Annotated in this window: 13 protein-coding genes; 6 read left to right on the plus strand and 7 right to left on the minus strand. The window is 72.2% G+C overall.

Translation table 11 applies throughout. The features are described 5' to 3' along the window. Positions 1 to 82: 82 nt before the first annotated feature. From paaN to ABIA33_RS20295, 3 genes are all read right to left on the minus strand, one after another. Positions 83 to 1747: a phenylacetic acid degradation protein PaaN gene (paaN, locus tag ABIA33_RS20285; RefSeq protein ID WP_370083696.1), complete on the minus strand. Its 1665-nt coding sequence runs from the start codon at positions 1745 to 1747 to the stop codon at positions 83 to 85. A gap of 159 nt (positions 1748 to 1906) precedes the next feature. After that, positions 1907 to 2434 carry a MarR family winged helix-turn-helix transcriptional regulator gene (locus ABIA33_RS20290; RefSeq protein ID WP_370083698.1) on the minus strand — a complete coding sequence of 176 codons (528 nt, stop codon included), beginning with the start codon at positions 2432 to 2434 and terminating at the stop codon, positions 1907 to 1909. Continuing rightward, a complete protein-coding gene (locus ABIA33_RS20295) occupies positions 2431 to 3873 on the minus strand; it encodes an MFS transporter (protein ID WP_370083700.1) in 1443 nt (480 codons plus the stop codon). Before ABIA33_RS20295 ends, ABIA33_RS20290 begins: the two co-directional genes overlap by 4 nt. Before the next feature lie 120 nt (positions 3874 to 3993). Here ABIA33_RS20295 and ABIA33_RS20300 point away from each other — a divergent pair, with 120 nt between their 5' ends. Together ABIA33_RS20300 and ABIA33_RS20305 are read left to right on the plus strand one after the other, a co-directional pair. Then, on the plus strand, positions 3994 to 4467 hold the full coding sequence (locus tag ABIA33_RS20300) for an N-acetyltransferase family protein (RefSeq protein ID WP_370083809.1): 474 nt from the start codon (positions 3994 to 3996) through the stop codon (positions 4465 to 4467). Positions 4468 to 4485: 18 nt separating this feature from the next. Beyond that, positions 4486 to 5085, plus strand: coding sequence for a TetR/AcrR family transcriptional regulator (locus tag ABIA33_RS20305; protein WP_370083702.1), 600 nt, complete (start codon positions 4486 to 4488; stop codon positions 5083 to 5085). 88 nt (positions 5086 to 5173) lie between these two features. Here the strand turns inward: ABIA33_RS20305 and ABIA33_RS20310 are convergent, their stop codons facing one another. Further along, positions 5174 to 5662 carry an Lrp/AsnC family transcriptional regulator gene (locus tag ABIA33_RS20310; protein WP_370083810.1) on the minus strand — a complete coding sequence of 163 codons (489 nt, stop codon included), beginning with the start codon at positions 5660 to 5662 and terminating at the stop codon, positions 5174 to 5176. Between the two features lie 570 nt (positions 5663 to 6232). Here ABIA33_RS20310 and pdhA point away from each other — a divergent pair. From pdhA to ABIA33_RS20325, 3 genes are read left to right on the plus strand one after another with little or no spacing between them, the layout of a single operon-like run. Beyond that, on the plus strand, positions 6233 to 7369 hold the full coding sequence (gene pdhA, locus ABIA33_RS20315; RefSeq protein WP_370083704.1) for a pyruvate dehydrogenase (acetyl-transferring) E1 component subunit alpha: 1137 nt from the start codon (positions 6233 to 6235) through the stop codon (positions 7367 to 7369). Next, on the plus strand, positions 7366 to 8379 hold the full coding sequence (locus ABIA33_RS20320; RefSeq protein ID WP_370083706.1) for an alpha-ketoacid dehydrogenase subunit beta: 1014 nt from the start codon (positions 7366 to 7368) through the stop codon (positions 8377 to 8379). Before pdhA ends, ABIA33_RS20320 begins: the two co-directional genes overlap by 4 nt. A 5-nt stretch (positions 8380 to 8384) precedes the next feature. After that, complete coding sequence (locus tag ABIA33_RS20325; RefSeq protein WP_370083811.1) at positions 8385 to 9773, plus strand: dihydrolipoamide acetyltransferase family protein; 1389 nt, start codon at positions 8385 to 8387, stop codon at positions 9771 to 9773. A gap of 23 nt (positions 9774 to 9796) precedes the next feature. Here the strand turns inward: ABIA33_RS20325 and ABIA33_RS20330 are convergent, their stop codons facing one another. From ABIA33_RS20330 to ABIA33_RS20340, 3 genes are all read right to left on the minus strand, one after another. Beyond that, positions 9797 to 10306: a GNAT family N-acetyltransferase gene (locus ABIA33_RS20330; RefSeq protein ID WP_370083708.1), complete on the minus strand. Its 510-nt coding sequence runs from the start codon at positions 10304 to 10306 to the stop codon at positions 9797 to 9799. 91 nt (positions 10307 to 10397) lie between these two features. Continuing rightward, complete coding sequence (locus ABIA33_RS20335; RefSeq protein WP_370083710.1) at positions 10398 to 10727, minus strand: rhodanese-like domain-containing protein; 330 nt, start codon at positions 10725 to 10727, stop codon at positions 10398 to 10400. 141 nt (positions 10728 to 10868) lie between these two features. Next, positions 10869 to 11696, minus strand: coding sequence for a hypothetical protein (locus ABIA33_RS20340; RefSeq protein ID WP_370083712.1), 828 nt, complete (start codon positions 11694 to 11696; stop codon positions 10869 to 10871). A gap of 266 nt (positions 11697 to 11962) precedes the next feature. Here ABIA33_RS20340 and ABIA33_RS20345 point away from each other — a divergent pair, with 266 nt between their 5' ends. Beyond that, complete coding sequence (locus tag ABIA33_RS20345; RefSeq protein WP_370083714.1) at positions 11963 to 15085, plus strand: SpoIIE family protein phosphatase; 3123 nt, start codon at positions 11963 to 11965, stop codon at positions 15083 to 15085. Positions 15086 to 15123 lie beyond the last annotated feature (38 nt).

Genomic DNA, 15123 nt, shown 5'->3' on the forward strand with positions numbered 1-15123 from the left:
TACGGGAAGATCCCCGTACGGCCCCTTCAGCGGTCACGTCCGCGTCGGACGGCTCAGTTTTGACGGTTCAGCCGTGGACGGTTCAGCTGTGGCGACGCACCTCGATGGTCCGGAAGCGCGAGGCGACGAAGGCCGCGTCGCAGTAGGCCGAGTTGGCCGCCGGGTTCGCCCCGGTGCCGTGCAGGTCCGAGAAGGCCGCCGTCTGGTTGACGAAGACCTGGCCGGTGAGGTTGAGCGACAGCGAGACACCGGCGTCCAGGCAGGCGCCGACGACGGCGGACTCGACCTCGGACGAGGTGGTGTAGGCGGCGGCGGTCATCGCGCCCAGGTCGCGCACCGTGTCGCGCAGCAACTCGACGCCCTGCGCGGTGGAGTCCACCGCGACGGCGAAGGCGATCGGCCCGAAGCACTCGCCCGGCAGAGCGTCCCGCGCGGCGTCCAGGCTGACCAGGGCGGGGGTGCGGATCACCGCCTCCGGGAACTCCTCGCTGGCGATCTGGCGGGATGCCAGCGCCAGCTCGCCGTACTCCCCCTTCTCCGCGAGCTCGATCCGCTGCAGCACCCCGGGGTTGACGATGGCGCCCAGCAGGGCCGCCGCGCGGGTGTCGTCCCCGAGCAGGCGCCCGACGGCTCCGCCGAGGTCGGCGACGACCTCCTGGTACGACTTCGGCCCCTGGTCGGTGCCGATCCCGTCGCGCGGGATCAGCAGGTTCTGCGGAGTGGTGCACATCTGGCCGCTGTAGAGCGACAGCGAGAACGCCAGGTTGCCGAGCATTCCCTGGTAGTCGTCGGTGGAGTCGACCAGGATCGTGTTGACCCCGGCCTTCTCCGTGTAGACCAGCGCCTGCCGGGCGTTGTCCTCCAGCCACTCACCGAACTCGGTCGACCCGGTGTAGTCGATGATCCGAACATCCGGGTGCAGGGCGAGGGCCTTGGCCAGCCCTTCCCCCGGCTGCTCGGCCGCGAGCAGGACCAGGTCGGGGCTGAAGCCGGCGTCGGCCAGGACCTCACGGGCCACGGCGACGGTCAGCGCCAGCGGAAGCACCGCACGCGGGTGCGGCTTGACGACGACCGGGTTGCCGGTCGCCAGCGACGCGAAAAGGCCGGGGTAGCCGTTCCAGGTGGGGAAGGTGTTGCAGCCGACCAGCAGCGCGACGCCGCGCGGGACGGCGGTGAACTCCTTGACCATGCGCAGCGGGTCGCGCTTGCCCTGCGGCTTGGTCCACTCGGCGCTCACCGGCAACCGGGTCTGCTCCGCGTAGGCGCAGGCCACCGCCTCCAGCCCGCGGTCCTGGGCGTGCGGGCCGCCGGCCTGGAAGGCCATGCCGTAGGCCTGTCCCGTGGTGTGCATGACGGCGGTGGCAAACTCGGGGGTGCGGGCGTTGATCCGGTGCAGGATCTCGCAGCAGACCGCCGCGCGCAGCAGCGGCCCGGCCTCGGCCCAGGCGGGCTGGGCCGCGCGGGCGGCGGCCGTCAGCAGGCTCGGGTCGCTCGCGTGGGGGTAGCTGACACGCAGCTCGGGCCCGAACGGGGACCGCTCGCCGCCGTTCTCGGGTTCGGGGCCGACCCGCCCGTCCGTGCCGGGCTGGTCGAGCAGTAGTTCGCGGCCCTGGAGCGCCGCGAGGTCGACGGGTTCGCCGTACGCTTTGGGGGTCTCAGGGTGCGGCGACCAGTAGTCGCGGGCGGCAAACGCCACCAGGGCGCTTTCCAGGGTGGCGTGGTGACGTTCGATCAGCTCGTGGGCCATGGGTGGGCACTCCTCGGTGGGTCCTGGCGACGCTGCCGAGACCCACAGTAACCGAATGATCGGTCGGTTCAAGAGGGCTTCCTGGTTCAGAACGTCCTGATTGGGAACGTTCTGGTTCGGAGCTTCCTGCTTCAGAGCTCTTGGGTCAGAGCTCCTGGGTCAGAGCTTCCTGGTGATGCGGTCCAGGGCCGCGAGCTCCGCCCCGTCCAGCGCCAGCAGCACGTCCGGCGGCCTGGCGAGGATCGCCCCGGCCCGGGCGGCGACCTCCCGCCCCGCGTCGGTGATGGTGACGATCTTGCAGCGGCGGTCGTCCGGATGGACGCTGCGCAGCACCAGGCCGCGCCGCTCCAGGTCGTCGACGATCAGCGTGGTGTACGGCTTGTCGGTGGCGAGCTTGGCGGTGAGCTCGCTCATCATCAGCGGACCGGCGACCAGACGCCCCAGCGCTTTGCTGCGGATGAAGCTCATCCCGACCGCGTCGGCGACCTCGGCGCGCCGGGCGTCCTGGTCCAGGACCAGGCGGCGCAGCACCTCGAAGACGCGGGTGGCGGTTTCGACCTTCTCGGCGCCTTCCGCGGTGAGTGCCTCACCGCTGGTGCTGCCGGCGCTGGTCTTGCTGCCGGCGCTGGTCTTGCTGCTGGTACTGCTCGTGCTACTGGTGCTACTGGTGCTGCTGGTGGCGTTCATGCGGCGACCGGAGTCCTGGAGTCGGAGGGGGCGAGTCGGGCGGCGTTGCGGGCGGCCGTGCCCCTGGCCCAGGCGCCGGTGGTGAGGATACCCAGCACCAGCACGGCCAGGCCGCAGCCCACGGTGATCCACCAGCCGATGTGGCTGGCCTGGGTGAAGCCGGTGCGCAGCGGCCCGTGCACCGAGGAGGTGACGACGGAGCCGATGACGGCGACGCCCAGCGACTGTCCGACCTGCCGGCTGGTGGACGCCACGGCTGCGGCGACACCGGCCTGGCTGCGCGGCATCCCGGAGACGGCGGTGTTGGTTATGGGCGCGTTGAGCATCCCGAAGCCGAGGCCGAAGAGGACGTACGCGGCCATCAGCTGCCCCAGCGGAGTGGTGAGGCTGAGCCCGGTGAGCAGCAGCCCGCTGAGCGACATCGCGATGCCCGCGACGACCAGGGGCAGCCGTGGACCGCGCCCGCCGACGATGCGTCCGGAGATTGGCGCGAAGACGACGGTCATGGCGGCCATCGGGAGGGTGTAGAGGCCCGCGTGCAAGGCGCTGTAGCCGAGTGCGTCCTGCAGGTAGAGGGTGTTGAGGAAGAGGAACCCGGCCAGGGACGCGAAGCCGCAGACCGCGATGACGGTCGCACCCGAGAACGGGACGCTGCGGAAGAAGCGCAGGTCGATCAGGGGTTCGACACGCCGGGACTCGTAGCCGAGCAGGCCGACGCCGGCGGCGAGGCCGAGCACGAAGCAGAGCACCGTCTGCATGGAGGTCCAGCCTGCGGCCGGGGCCTCGATGATGCCGTAGGTGACGGAGGCGAGCATGGTGATGACCAGGAGCTGACCGACCGGGTCGACCCGGCGGGGCTTGACGGCCTTGGACTCGGGGACGAACCGGCCTGCGAGGAGAAGGGCGGCGAGGCCGACCGGGATGTTGATCCAGAAGATCGACTGCCAGCCGACGGAGCCGACCAGCAGGCCGCCGACGACCGGGCCGAGCGCCATGCTGAAGCCGACGGTGCCGCCCCAGACCCCGATCGCGCGGGCCCGCTCGCGCGGGTCGGTGAAGGTGTTGGTGATGATCGACATGGCCACCGGGTTGAGCATGGAGCCGCCCACTGCCTGGATCATGCGGGCGGCGACCAGCCAGCCGAGGCTTGGGGCGAGGCTGCAGAGCAGCGAGCCGAGGGTGAACAGGGCCAGGCCGGCCTGGAAGGTGCGGCGGCGCCCGATCCGGTCGCCGGTGGACCCGGAGAGCATCAGCAGGCTGGCGAGGACCAGCGTGTAGGCGTCGATGGTCCACTGCAGACCGGAGACGGAGGCGTGCAGGTCGCGCTGGATGGAGGGGAGGGCGACGTTCACGATCGTGTTGTCGAGGCCGACGATGAACAGGCTCATGCAACAGATGGCGAGGACGAGGAAACGCCGGCGGGCGCTGAGCTCGGGCATGCGGGGACCCGTTCCGATAGTTTGACTCCTACAACAGTTATAAAGGTACAACTACCTCGGACGGCAGCCAACCCCGCTCGCTACTCTCTGCCTGTGACCGATCTCACTGCTCTCACCGCGATGCGCACCGAGCACGCCGACGCCGTCCTCGCCATCTACCAGCAGGGCATCGACACCGGCGACGCCACGTTCGAGACCAGCGCCCCCGACTGGGCCGACTTCGACGCGGGCAAACTGCCGGAGCACCGGCTGGTGGCCCTGGACGGGAGCGGCCGGCTGCTGGGTTGGGCCGCGGTCAGCGCCGTCTCCTCCCGCTGCGTCTACGGCGGCGTGGTCGAGGACGCGGTGTACGTCGACCCGGATGCGCGCGGGCGGGGCGTCGGGCGGCTGCTGCTGAACGGGCTGATCGCCTCCACAGAGGCGGCCGACGTCTGGACCATCCAGTCCGGCATCTTCCCCGAGAACGTCGGCAGCCTGGCCCTGCACCGCGCTGCCGGTTTCCGCGTCGTCGGCATCCGCGAGCGCCTGGGCCGCCACCACGGGGTCTGGCGGGACGTGGTCCTGCTCGAACGGCGCAGCGCCGTGGTGGGTTGAGACCGTAAGCTCCCAGCCATGGTCACCAACTCCCGCTCCCAGCGCCGCGACAGCTACACCGTCGAGACGCTGCTCGCCGTGACCGTGCGGGTGTTCAACGAGCGCGGCTACGACGGCACCTCGATGGAGGACCTCTCCCGTGCGGCCGGGATCAGCAAGTCGTCGATCTACCACCACGTCCGGGGCAAGGAAGAGCTGCTGCACCTCGCGGTGGGCAGGGCGCTGGACGGCCTCTTCGGCATCCTGGACGAGCCCGCCGCAGCCGACGGCCCCGCCGTCGACCGGCTGGAGCACGTGGTCCGCCGCACCACCGAGGTGCTGCTCGCCGAGCTGCCGTACGTGACCCTGCTGCTGCGGGTGCGCGGGAACACGGACACCGAGCTGTGGGCGCTGCAGCGGCGGCGCGAGTTCGATCACCATGTCGCCGAGCTGCTGGCGGCGGCGGTGGAGGCGGGAGACCTGCGCGCCGACGTCGAGCCCCGCCTGGCGACCCGGCTGCTGTTCGGCATGATCAACTCGCTGGTGGAGTGGTACCGGCCGGACCCGGACGAGAAGTCCACACAGCACATCGCTGACGCGGTCGCCGCGTTGGCCTTCGGCGGTCTTCGGGCGGGCTGAGCATCCTGCGGCGGGGCGGGTCGGTGTGGGCCGGTCGGGACGGGTCGTCGGTCGGGGTGGGCCGGTCGGGGTGGGCCGGCGCAGCGGATCAGTCGGGCAGGACCGGGGTCCGGTCGGTCTCGTCGAACACCAGCAGGGTGTGTGTGCCGAGCACCTCGGGGATGCTCTGGATCCGGTTCAGGACCAGCTCCCGCAAGGCCCGGTTGTCCACCGTGTGCACCAGCATGATCACGTCGAACTCCCCGCTGACCAGCGCGATGTGCTCGATCCCCGGCAACTCCAGTAGCTGGCCGCGGACCGTCCGCCAGGAGTTCTGCACGATCTTGAGGGTGATGTAGGCGGATGCTCCCTGCCCGGCGCGCTCATGGTTGACGCGGGCGGTGAAACCCCGGATCACCCCGTCCTCGACCATCCTCGCGATGCGCGCGTAGGCGTTGGCTCTGGACACGTGCACGCGCTCGGCGACGGAGCGGATCGAGGCGCGGCCGTCCTGCTGGAGCAGCCGCAGGATGGCCCGGTCGATCCGGTCCAGCTGGCGGTGCCCACCGGAGGCGTCAGCGGACCCGAAGCCCGGCACCGAACCGCCGGTACCACCGCCCGACCGCGCGGCCGAGCCGCCGGCCGCAGCGCCGCCGGCGGCCGGGTCTCCCGTCCGCTCGGCGTCGGTACGCCCTCCAGGGCGAGCGCCGGGGACTTCGCCGGGCCGCCGGGCGGGTCTGCCCGAGTTCCGTTCGGAGTTCCGATCCGAGTTCCGATCCGGGTGCCGTTCGGGGTCCCGTTCCTGGCCCTTCGCCGCCGATGCTCCGGCGGCCATCCGTCCACCCACCGCACCGGACGCTGAAGCGGCCCGCTGGCGCGCGCGCTCCGCCACCCACTCCGCCGCTGGACCGGACTGCAGGGCCGGAAGTCCCGACCGGCGAGCGGGACGCGGCTCGCCGGGTCCGACCATCTGTTCAGCGGGCATGTCCTCCGACCCTCCCCTGGTGGACGTCCGGATTCCAGCACAGCGCGGAACCGGCCGTTTGTCCACCACTACGGGAGGACGGTAGCCGATTCGATCAAACAACCGAACAATCGGTAGGGAGAGTGACCCTCTTCACACCGCCTCGTGCACCTCTTCACCCCCCACCCACCCAGGAGGTGCTGGATGACCGTCCTCGACCACAGCGCTACCCCCACCCCCGTCTGGCCCCCCGATGCCCACGGGCCTCGGCGTGACCCCGCGCCGTTGCTCCCCGACGCGGAGCCGGTGCGCGTCCTGGGCACGCCGGCGGTCAAGGGTCTCGCCCCGGAGCTGCTGCGCGACCTCTACCGTCGCCTGGTCGCCGGACGGCGCTACAACCAGCAGGCCACCACCCTGACCAAGCAGGGACGCCTCGCCGTCTACCCCGCCTCCACCGGGCAGGAGGCCTGCCAGATCGCCGCCGCCACCGCGCTGCGCCCGACCGACTGGCTCTTCCCCAGCTACCGCGACACCCTCGCGGTGGTCTCCCGCGGCGTCGATCCCGTCGAGGCGCTCACCCTGCTGCGCGGCAACGCGCACAGCGGGTACGACCCCTACGAGCACCGTGTCGCACCGCTCTCCACGCCGCTCGCCACTCAGGCCCCGCACGCGGTCGGCCTCGCCCACGCCGCCCGGCTCCGCGGCGACGCCACCGTCGCGCTCGCGCTGGTCGGGGACGGCGGCACCAGCGAGGGGGACTTCCACGAGGCGCTGAACTTTGCCGGGGTGCTCAACGCCCCGGTGGTGTTCCTGGTGCAGAACAACGGCTATGCGATCTCCGTCCCTCTCTCCAAGCAGTCCGCCGCACCGACCCTGGCCCACAAGGCCGTCGGCTACGGCATCCACGGCCGTCTGGTGGACGGCAACGACGCCGCCGCGATGCACAACGTCCTCAGCGAGGCGGTCGAGCACGCCCGGTCGGGCCTGGGCCCGGTCCTGGTCGAGGCCGTCACCTACCGCCTCGAAGCCCACACCAACGCCGATGACGCCGGGCGCTACCGCAGCGCCGAGGAGGTCGCCGCCTGGCAGCAGCGCGACCCGCTGACGCTGCTGGAGAGCCAGCTTCGCGACCTCGGACTGCTCACCGATGAGGACGTGAGCGAGGCTGCGGCCGTCGCCGAAGCCCTCGCGGACCATATGCGCACGATGTTTCACGTGAAACCCGAACTGGACCCGATGTCACTCTTCACCCACGTCTACGCCGAACCCACCCCCCAGCTTCGGGAGCAGGCCGCACAGCTCGCCGCCGAGCTCGAAGCGGAAGCCGAGGCGGAGCGATGACCACGCTGGCTCCGACGCAGCCCGCGCTGACCCAGAGCTCGATGGCGCAGGCCCTCAACGCCGCGCTGCGCGACTCGCTGCGCGAGGACCCCTCGGTCCACATCCTCGGCGAGGACGTCGGCACCCTCGGCGGGGTCTTCCGCATCACCGACGGACTCACCGCCGAGTTCGGCGCCGACCGCTGCCTGGACACCCCGCTCGCCGAGGCCGGCATCCTCGGTACGGCCGTCGGCATGGCCATGTACGGACTCCGCCCCGTCGTCGAGATGCAGTTCGACGCCTTCGCCTACCCGGCGTTCGAGCAACTGGTCTCGCATGTCGCCAAGATGCGCAACCGCACGGCGGGCCGGATGCCGCTGCCGATCACCGTCCGCATCCCCTACGGCGGCGGCATCGGCGGGGTGGAGCACCACAGCGACTCCTCCGAGGCGTACTACGTCCACACCCCCGGCCTGCACGTGGTCGCTCCCGCGACGGTCGCCGATGCGTACGGGCTGCTGCGCTCGGCCATCGCCTCGGACGACCCGGTGGTCTTCCTGGAGCCCAAGCGGCTGTACTGGTCCAAGGACGCCTGGTCCCCCGCCGCGCCCGCGCCGATCGAACCCCTGGGCCGCGCAGTGGTCCGCCGCCAGGGGACGTCCGCGACCCTGCTCACCTACGGCCCGTCACTCCCGGTCTGCCTGGAGGCCGCAGAGGCCGCCCGCGCCGAGGGCTGGGACCTCGCCGTGGTCGATCTGCGCAGCCTGGTCCCCTTCGACGACGAGACCGTCTGCGCCGCCGTCCGGGCCACCGGACGCGCGATTGTGGTGCACGAGTCGACGGGCTTCGCCGGAGTCGGCGCGGAGATCGCCGCTCGCGTCACCGAGCGGTGCTTCCACCATCTCGCAGCGCCCGTGCTGCGGGTCACCGGCTTCGACATCCCCTACCCGCCGCCCATGCTGGAGCGCCACCACCTCCCCGGAGTGGACCGCATCCTCGACGCCGTGGCCCGACTCCAGTGGGAGCAGTGAGCGTGATGCCCTCCGTACGCGAGTTCCTGCTCCCTGACCTCGGCGAGGGACTGACCTCCGCCGAGATCGTCCGCTGGCTGGTCGAGGTGGGGGACGTGATCGCGGTGGACCAGCCCGTCGCGGAGGTCGAGACCGCCAAGGCGATCGTGGAGGTCCCCTGCCCCTACGCGGGCGTCGTCACGTCACGCTTCGGCGAGGCCGGGGCGGAGGTACCAGTCGGCGCGGCGCTCGTCACCGTCGCCGTGGGTCCGCAGAGTTCCCCGAATAGTCCCTCCTCGGACAGCCCCAAGCAGAGCTCGGGCTCCGGCAACGTCCTGGTCGGCTACGGCACCAGCGAATCGGGCACGACCCGCCGCCGCCGCGCTGCCGTCCCGGCCGGCATCCCGGCGGGCGTCCCGGCCGGCGTCCGATCCTCCGTCGTGACCGCCGTCCCGGCCGCAGCGCCGCTCCCGGCAACTCCGGCGGCCCCTACCATGACGCCGGGAGCCCCCGTCGCGGTGATCTCCCCGCTCGTCCGCCGCCTGGCCCGCGAGCACAGCGTCGACCTCGCCGGGCTCACCGGCAGCGGTCCCGACGGCCTGATCCTGCGCGCGGACGTGGACGGCGCCATCGCCGGTCTCTCCCGTCCGGTCGAGGTCGCGTCCACGATCGCAACCGAGGCGGCAGCCGAGGTCACGATCGAGTCCGACCGTTCCGAGGTAATCCCGCTCCGCGGCGCCGCCCGGCTCGCCGCCGCGACCTTCAGCCGCAGCCGCCGTGAGATCCCTGACGCGACCTGCTGGGTGGACGCGGACGCGACCGAGCTGCTCGCCGCCCGGGACGCCCTCAACGGCCCGGGACAGCAGCCCCGGATCGGCCTGCTCCCGGTCCTGGCCCGGATCTGCGTCGCAGGCCTGGCCCGCCACCCCGAGCTCAACTCCAGCGTGGTCACTGGCCCGGACGGCAGCGCGACCGGCATCCGGCGCCACCCCGCAGTCAATCTCGGCTTCGCCGCGCAGACGGCACGCGGCCTCGCCGTACCCGTCATCCACGGTGCCCAGGCACGCACCACCGCCGAACTGGCCGACGAGATGACCCGGCTCACCGCCGCCGCCCGCGAAGGGCGGCTCACGCCGGCCGAGCTCACCGGCGGCACATTCACGCTGAACAACTACGGGGTCTTCGGCGTGGACGGCTCCACCCCGATCATCAACCACCCCGAGGCCGCCATGCTCGGCGTCGGCCGCATCGTCGCGAAACCCTGGGTCCACCAGGGGGAACTGGCAGTGCGTCAGGTCGTCCAGCTGTCCTTCAGCTTTGACCACCGCGTGTGCGACGGGGCTGTCGCGGGGGCCTTCCTCCGCTTCATCGCCGACGCGGTCGAGTCGCCCACCACCCTGCTCCGCCACCTCTGACGGACTGACCAGGTGACGTCGGGTCAGCCGCGCAGGACGAAGCGGTAGAGGTCGTCCTCGCCCAGACCGTCCCGCTCGAAGCCCGCCCGGAGCAGCACCGCCTGCGACGCAGCGTTCGCCGGCTCGGTGTGCGCCAGCACGCAGGCGACCTCCGGGTGGGCGAGGGCGTACGCCGTGACGAGGCGCGCGGCCTCGGTCGCGAAGCCGTGGCCGCGCGCGGAGTCCGCGAGGTCGTAGCCGATCTCGACCACGCCGTCGCTCGGCGGGCCGTGGAACCCGACACCGCCGACAGCCGCTCCGTCGGCGAGGCGGATGATGGCGAAGGCGCCCCACAACGGGTTGTACACGCCGGCCTGTGCCGCCTTCACGATCATCGTGCAGGCGTCCCTGGTGCCCTCGTAGGGTCCCCCGGGCGCCCAGGCGAAGCCGCCGTCGTCCCCCGCGGTCAGGGCTGCGGCGGCGCTGGGAGTGATCTCGCGCAGCTCGATCCGATCGGTGCGCGCTACGGAAACGGAAGACGTGCCGGAAGTCATCTGGCCCCTTTGCCTGGGATACGTGCCGGACCGGGCCATCATGACGGATACCGGACTTCCGGCACAGACGACCGGAGCTACAGGACCGGACCTACAGCACGAAGGCCGGACGCTCGTCCGCGCTCACCATCGGCCGACCGGCCGCCTCCCAGGCGTACATGCCGCCGTCGACGTTGACCGCCTCCCTGCCCTGGGCGACCAGGTACTGCACCACCTGCGCGGAGCGCCCGCCGACCCGGCACAGCACGTAGAGACGCTCCTCCGGCAGTTCCTCGATCCGGGTGAGCAGCTGGCCCATCGGGATGTGCAGCGCCCCGTCGACGTGGCCCGCGTCCCACTCGTCCTGCTCGCGCACGTCGAGCAGCGCGCCCTCCGCGGGCACGGAAACGGCGTCCAGAGTGGGGACGGCGGCGTGGAACATGGGGCACTCCAAAAGGTCGGCCGAACTGCGGACGCACCCATTCTCGCCGATCCGCACCGCTGGACGCCGCGGATCCCCCGGCGCCTTCCTCGACGCCTTCCTTGACGCCTTCCTGGACGCCTTCCTGGACGTCTCCGAACGTCAGAACGTGTTGACCAGCCGGTCCAGCTCCGCCTGCCGAGTCGCGACCGACTCGAGCAGTTGCTCCGCAAGAACCTCGAGCAGCGCGTCGGGGTCGTCGGGAAGCAGCATCAGCAGTTGCCCCATCGGGCTGTCCACGAGCTCGGCCCGGGTCTCCTCGATCTTCCGCAGACGCGCGACCAGCCAGTCCAGGCGCTGCCGCAGCCAGGCCACCCGTTCCGGCGTACCGCTCGCCGGGGCTCCGCTGTCGCCGGTCTCCCCGGCCCACTCCTCGGCGAGGGCGGCCAGCGCCAGCACGTCGCCGCGTGCGTAGGCCTCATTGACGCGGGCGATGAACGCGCCGCGGAGCTCCTGTTCGGCGGGGTCCTGAGCCAGGTCGGGATGCGCCCGGCGAGCCAGGTCGCGGTACAGCCGCTGGGCCTCCTTGTCGGGGCGGATGCGCTGCGGGGCCTGCGGCATGACGGGCTGCGCGGACTCGCCGTCCGCCCCGCCGTCCGCGCTCTCCCGTGCCTCGTCGGCCTGCGCGAAGAACGCCTCCAGATCCGGCATGGGTTCGAGCACGTTGCGTGCCTCGAAGGCCCGGCGGATGTCCTCGGGGTCGCCCGTGCGCGCCGCCGTGGCCTCCGCGATCAGCGCGTCCAGCTCGTCCAGGCGCACGTACATCGGGCCGAGTCGCTGGTGGTGCACCAGGGCGAAGTTGTCGAGTTCCACCCGCAGGGTCTCGACCTCGACCTCGGCGTCCACCCACTGCGCCTCGGTCTGCGCGATCTGCTCCTCGAGGCGCTGCTCCTCGGGGTCGATCCACCGGACCGGGGTGTCGGCAGCCATTTCAACCTCAATACTTGTTGTTTGTACCGCGTGTCCGCCCCGTCACCCTACTGTCCCCGGGACTGCGGTTGAGGGCGCACACTAGGGCGTGCGAGCCCGCGCGCACCACTGGACAACGCAAATGTTCCCGGATGTCAGACGACCGAGGCAGGTTTCGTGCTTGCCTGGGGTATCCACGTATGTGCGGAGCAGCCGGTGGCGTGCCCGTCCCGCCGTCCGCCCCGGCTGCGGGTTGGGGAAGTGACGGGAGCTGGGAGAGGGTGAGTATGGCGGAAGAGACCTACGCGGTGCCCGGGCGCGATCGGCCCGACGCCGCTCAGCCGAATCCCGCCCAGCCGACCCGCGTCCAGCCGAACGCAGCCCAGAGCCCCGCTGAGAACCCTGCTGAGAACCCTGCCGACCCGCATCCGGCCGCAGAGGGCCACGTCCCGCCGGACCGCACCCGTCCGCCGCACGTCAGTCCAGCTCAGACCTGCCCCGGCCAGGTCTCCACCGCTGCCGAGCCTGCTGAACCGGCACGGGCTGAACCGACCCACAGCGCGCCCTCGGGGGTGGTCTCGCTGGTGCGTCTGGCCGCGCTGATGGTCGACCCCGACGGGCGGCTGACCCACTGGAACCGGGCCGCCGAGGAAGTCTTCGGCCACCGCCGGGACGACGTGTTCGACCGGCCGGCGTCCGGTCTGCTGCCCCTGGCCCGCACCGCCGCAGCACCCGCCGCGCCGGTCTCCTCGCCGTCCCCGGCGTCACGTCTGCCGTCGCCGGCGGCCGAGACGTCCGGCCCCGGCGTCGCCGGCGTGTCCGGCGGCCGCCTCGGCGACGCCCTCGACCACCTGGACGACCTCACCTCCTTCACGCCCTCCTGGGCCGGCGACCTGCTGGTCACCGACCGCGACGGGCGGGTCGTCGAGATCCTGTGCTGGGCCTACCGGTTGATCGAACCGACCGGCCGCAGCCTGCTCGTCCTCGCCGCGGACGCCCGGCCGCTGCGTGCCGCAGGACCGCGGATCGCCCTGGGCGACCAGTTCCTGCCGTACGCGGCCGCCTCCTCCGGGCAGCGCGTCCTGCGGATCTCCCCGGTCCAGACCGCGCCCACCGGCGCCGCGGACGCCGCACAGGCCGCCCACCGGCTGGGCACGCTGCTGCCCAGGACGGGGGAGGAGCGCAGGCAGCGGCTCGTCGGCCAGCTGATCGCGAGCGGCGCGCCCGCCCTGCTGGTGGACGGCACGATCCGGCTGCCCGTGATGCCGCTCGAACTGCCGGACGGCTCCCCCGCGTTCGACCCCTCAGGACTTCCGGTCCGCCGCGACGAGTCCGGTGTGATGAACCAGTTCGGCGATCCGGTCGAGTCGCGGGATCCGGCCGAGTCGCCGAAGAACCTTCCTGACGCCTCGTCGGTCTCGGCCTCCGTCGGCTGGGGTGACGAAGCGTCCCGTCAGACGTCCGACCCGGGGGCGCCCCCGCACGGCTCGTCACACGGTTCCTCGCACGCCTCCGCACACGCCCCCACCCACGTTCCGGCGCGCACTCCGGCGCAGGGCCGGGGTCGGGGAGCGCACGTACCCACGCCCCGCGCTGAGCACGACCGTTCCAGTGCCGGGGCGGGCCGCCCCAAGCGCCCCGGATTCGAGGAGGGCCCGTTCAGCGGCCCGCCGACCATCCCGACTCTCACCCTGCCGCCCGGCCTGGTCAGCGGCGCCGTCCCGACTGCGCCGACCGCCGAGGAGCCGGCCAACGAGCAGCTCCGGCTGCTCAGCCACGCGGGATCGCGGATCGGCACGACGCTCGACCTCGATGTGACGGTGCACGAGCTGTGCCAGGTCGTCGTCCCCACCATCGCCGACTTCGCCTGCGTGGACCTGCGGGACCGGTTGATCGTGGATACCGAGCTGCCCCGAGACCGGCCGGACGACGAGACGCAGTTGCGCCGGGTCGCGCGCGCGTTCAGCCAGTCGCTGGCGGCCTGGGAGCACCAGGTGCACGAGGGAAGCCTGTTCTCGCTGCCGGGCAACACCCCGTCAGGTCTGGCCCTGCAGTCCAACCAGCCGGTGCTGGTGCCGCTGGTGGACCGGTCGGTGGCCGCGGAGTGCGCGGCAGGGCGGGGCGGCCCCGCGCTCGCCCCGCTGTTCGAGGGGCGGTCGATGCTGACGCTACCGCTGGCGGCCCGCGGCACCGTGCTGGGCATTCTGACGCTGCTGCGCAACGGCGACCGGCCGCCCTTCGACGAGACCGACGCCGCGTACCTGCGCGAACTGGCCGCCCGCGCCGCGCTGTCCATCGACAACGCCCGGCTGCACCGGATGGAGGCGAAGACGGCGCTGACGCTGCAGCGCAGCATGCTGCCGACCCGCCCGCCGAAGATCCCCGGGGTGCTGATCGCGCACCGGTACATCCCGGGCGACCGCCGGGCCGAGGTGGGCGGCGACTGGTTCGACGCGGTGCAGCTTCCGGGCAGCCGGGTCGCCCTGGTGGTGGGCGACGTGATGGGCCACGGCCTGCACTCGGCGGTGGCGATGGGCCGCTTCCGCACGGCCATGCAGACCCTGGCCGCGCTCGACCTGCCGCCGGGCCAGATCCTGCGGCACCTCGACAACCTGGCGCAGCGCCTGGGCGACGACCATCTGGCGACCTGCCTGTACGCGGTGTACGACCCGATCGCGCGGACCTGCACCCTGGCCAGCGCCGGCCACGTCCCGCCGGTGCTGGTGCATCCGGACGGCCGGGGCGAGTTGCTGGAGATTCCCTCGGGCGCGCCGATCGGCGTGGGCGGCGTGCCGTTCTCCGCCAAGGAGATCAAGGTCTCCGACGGCAGCATGCTGGTGCTGTGCACCGACGGCCTGGTGGAGATGCGCGGCGGGGACATAGGGGATGGCCTGGCGGCGCTGTGCGGTGACATCGTGGACCCGCGGCGCAGCCCGGACGAGGTGTGCGACACCGTGCTGGAGCGGCTGCACACCGATGACCGCAACGACGACCTGGCGCTGCTGATCGCGCGTTTCGACGGCATCCCGCCGCAGGACGTGATCTCCTGGTCCCTGCACCTGGACACCACCGAGGTGCGACGGGCCCGTCTGCTGGTCCGGGACCAGCTGTTCCGCTGGGGCCTGGCCGAGCTGTCGGAGCTGACCGAGCTTCTGGTCAGCGAGCTGGTCACCAACGCGCTGCGGGTCGCCAGGGACCGGGTCGAGCTGCAGTTGATGCGGGTCGACAAGCTCCTGGTGGAAGTCAGCGACGACGACCACAACCTGCCCTCGCTGGAGCCGTCCGAGGCGCTGGACGAGGACGGCCGGGGGCTGAGCCTGGTCAGCCATCTGTCGGCGCGCTGGGGCACCAGCCGCAAGGCGGTCGGCAAGGTCGTCTGGTTCGAACTGCCGCTGCCGCACCGGGCCTGACGGGGGGACGCCTGACGGGGGGACGCCCGGCGGTCAGG

Source organism: Streptacidiphilus sp. MAP12-16 (assembly GCF_041262165.1).
Lineage (GTDB): Bacteria > Actinomycetota > Actinomycetes > Streptomycetales > Streptomycetaceae > Streptacidiphilus.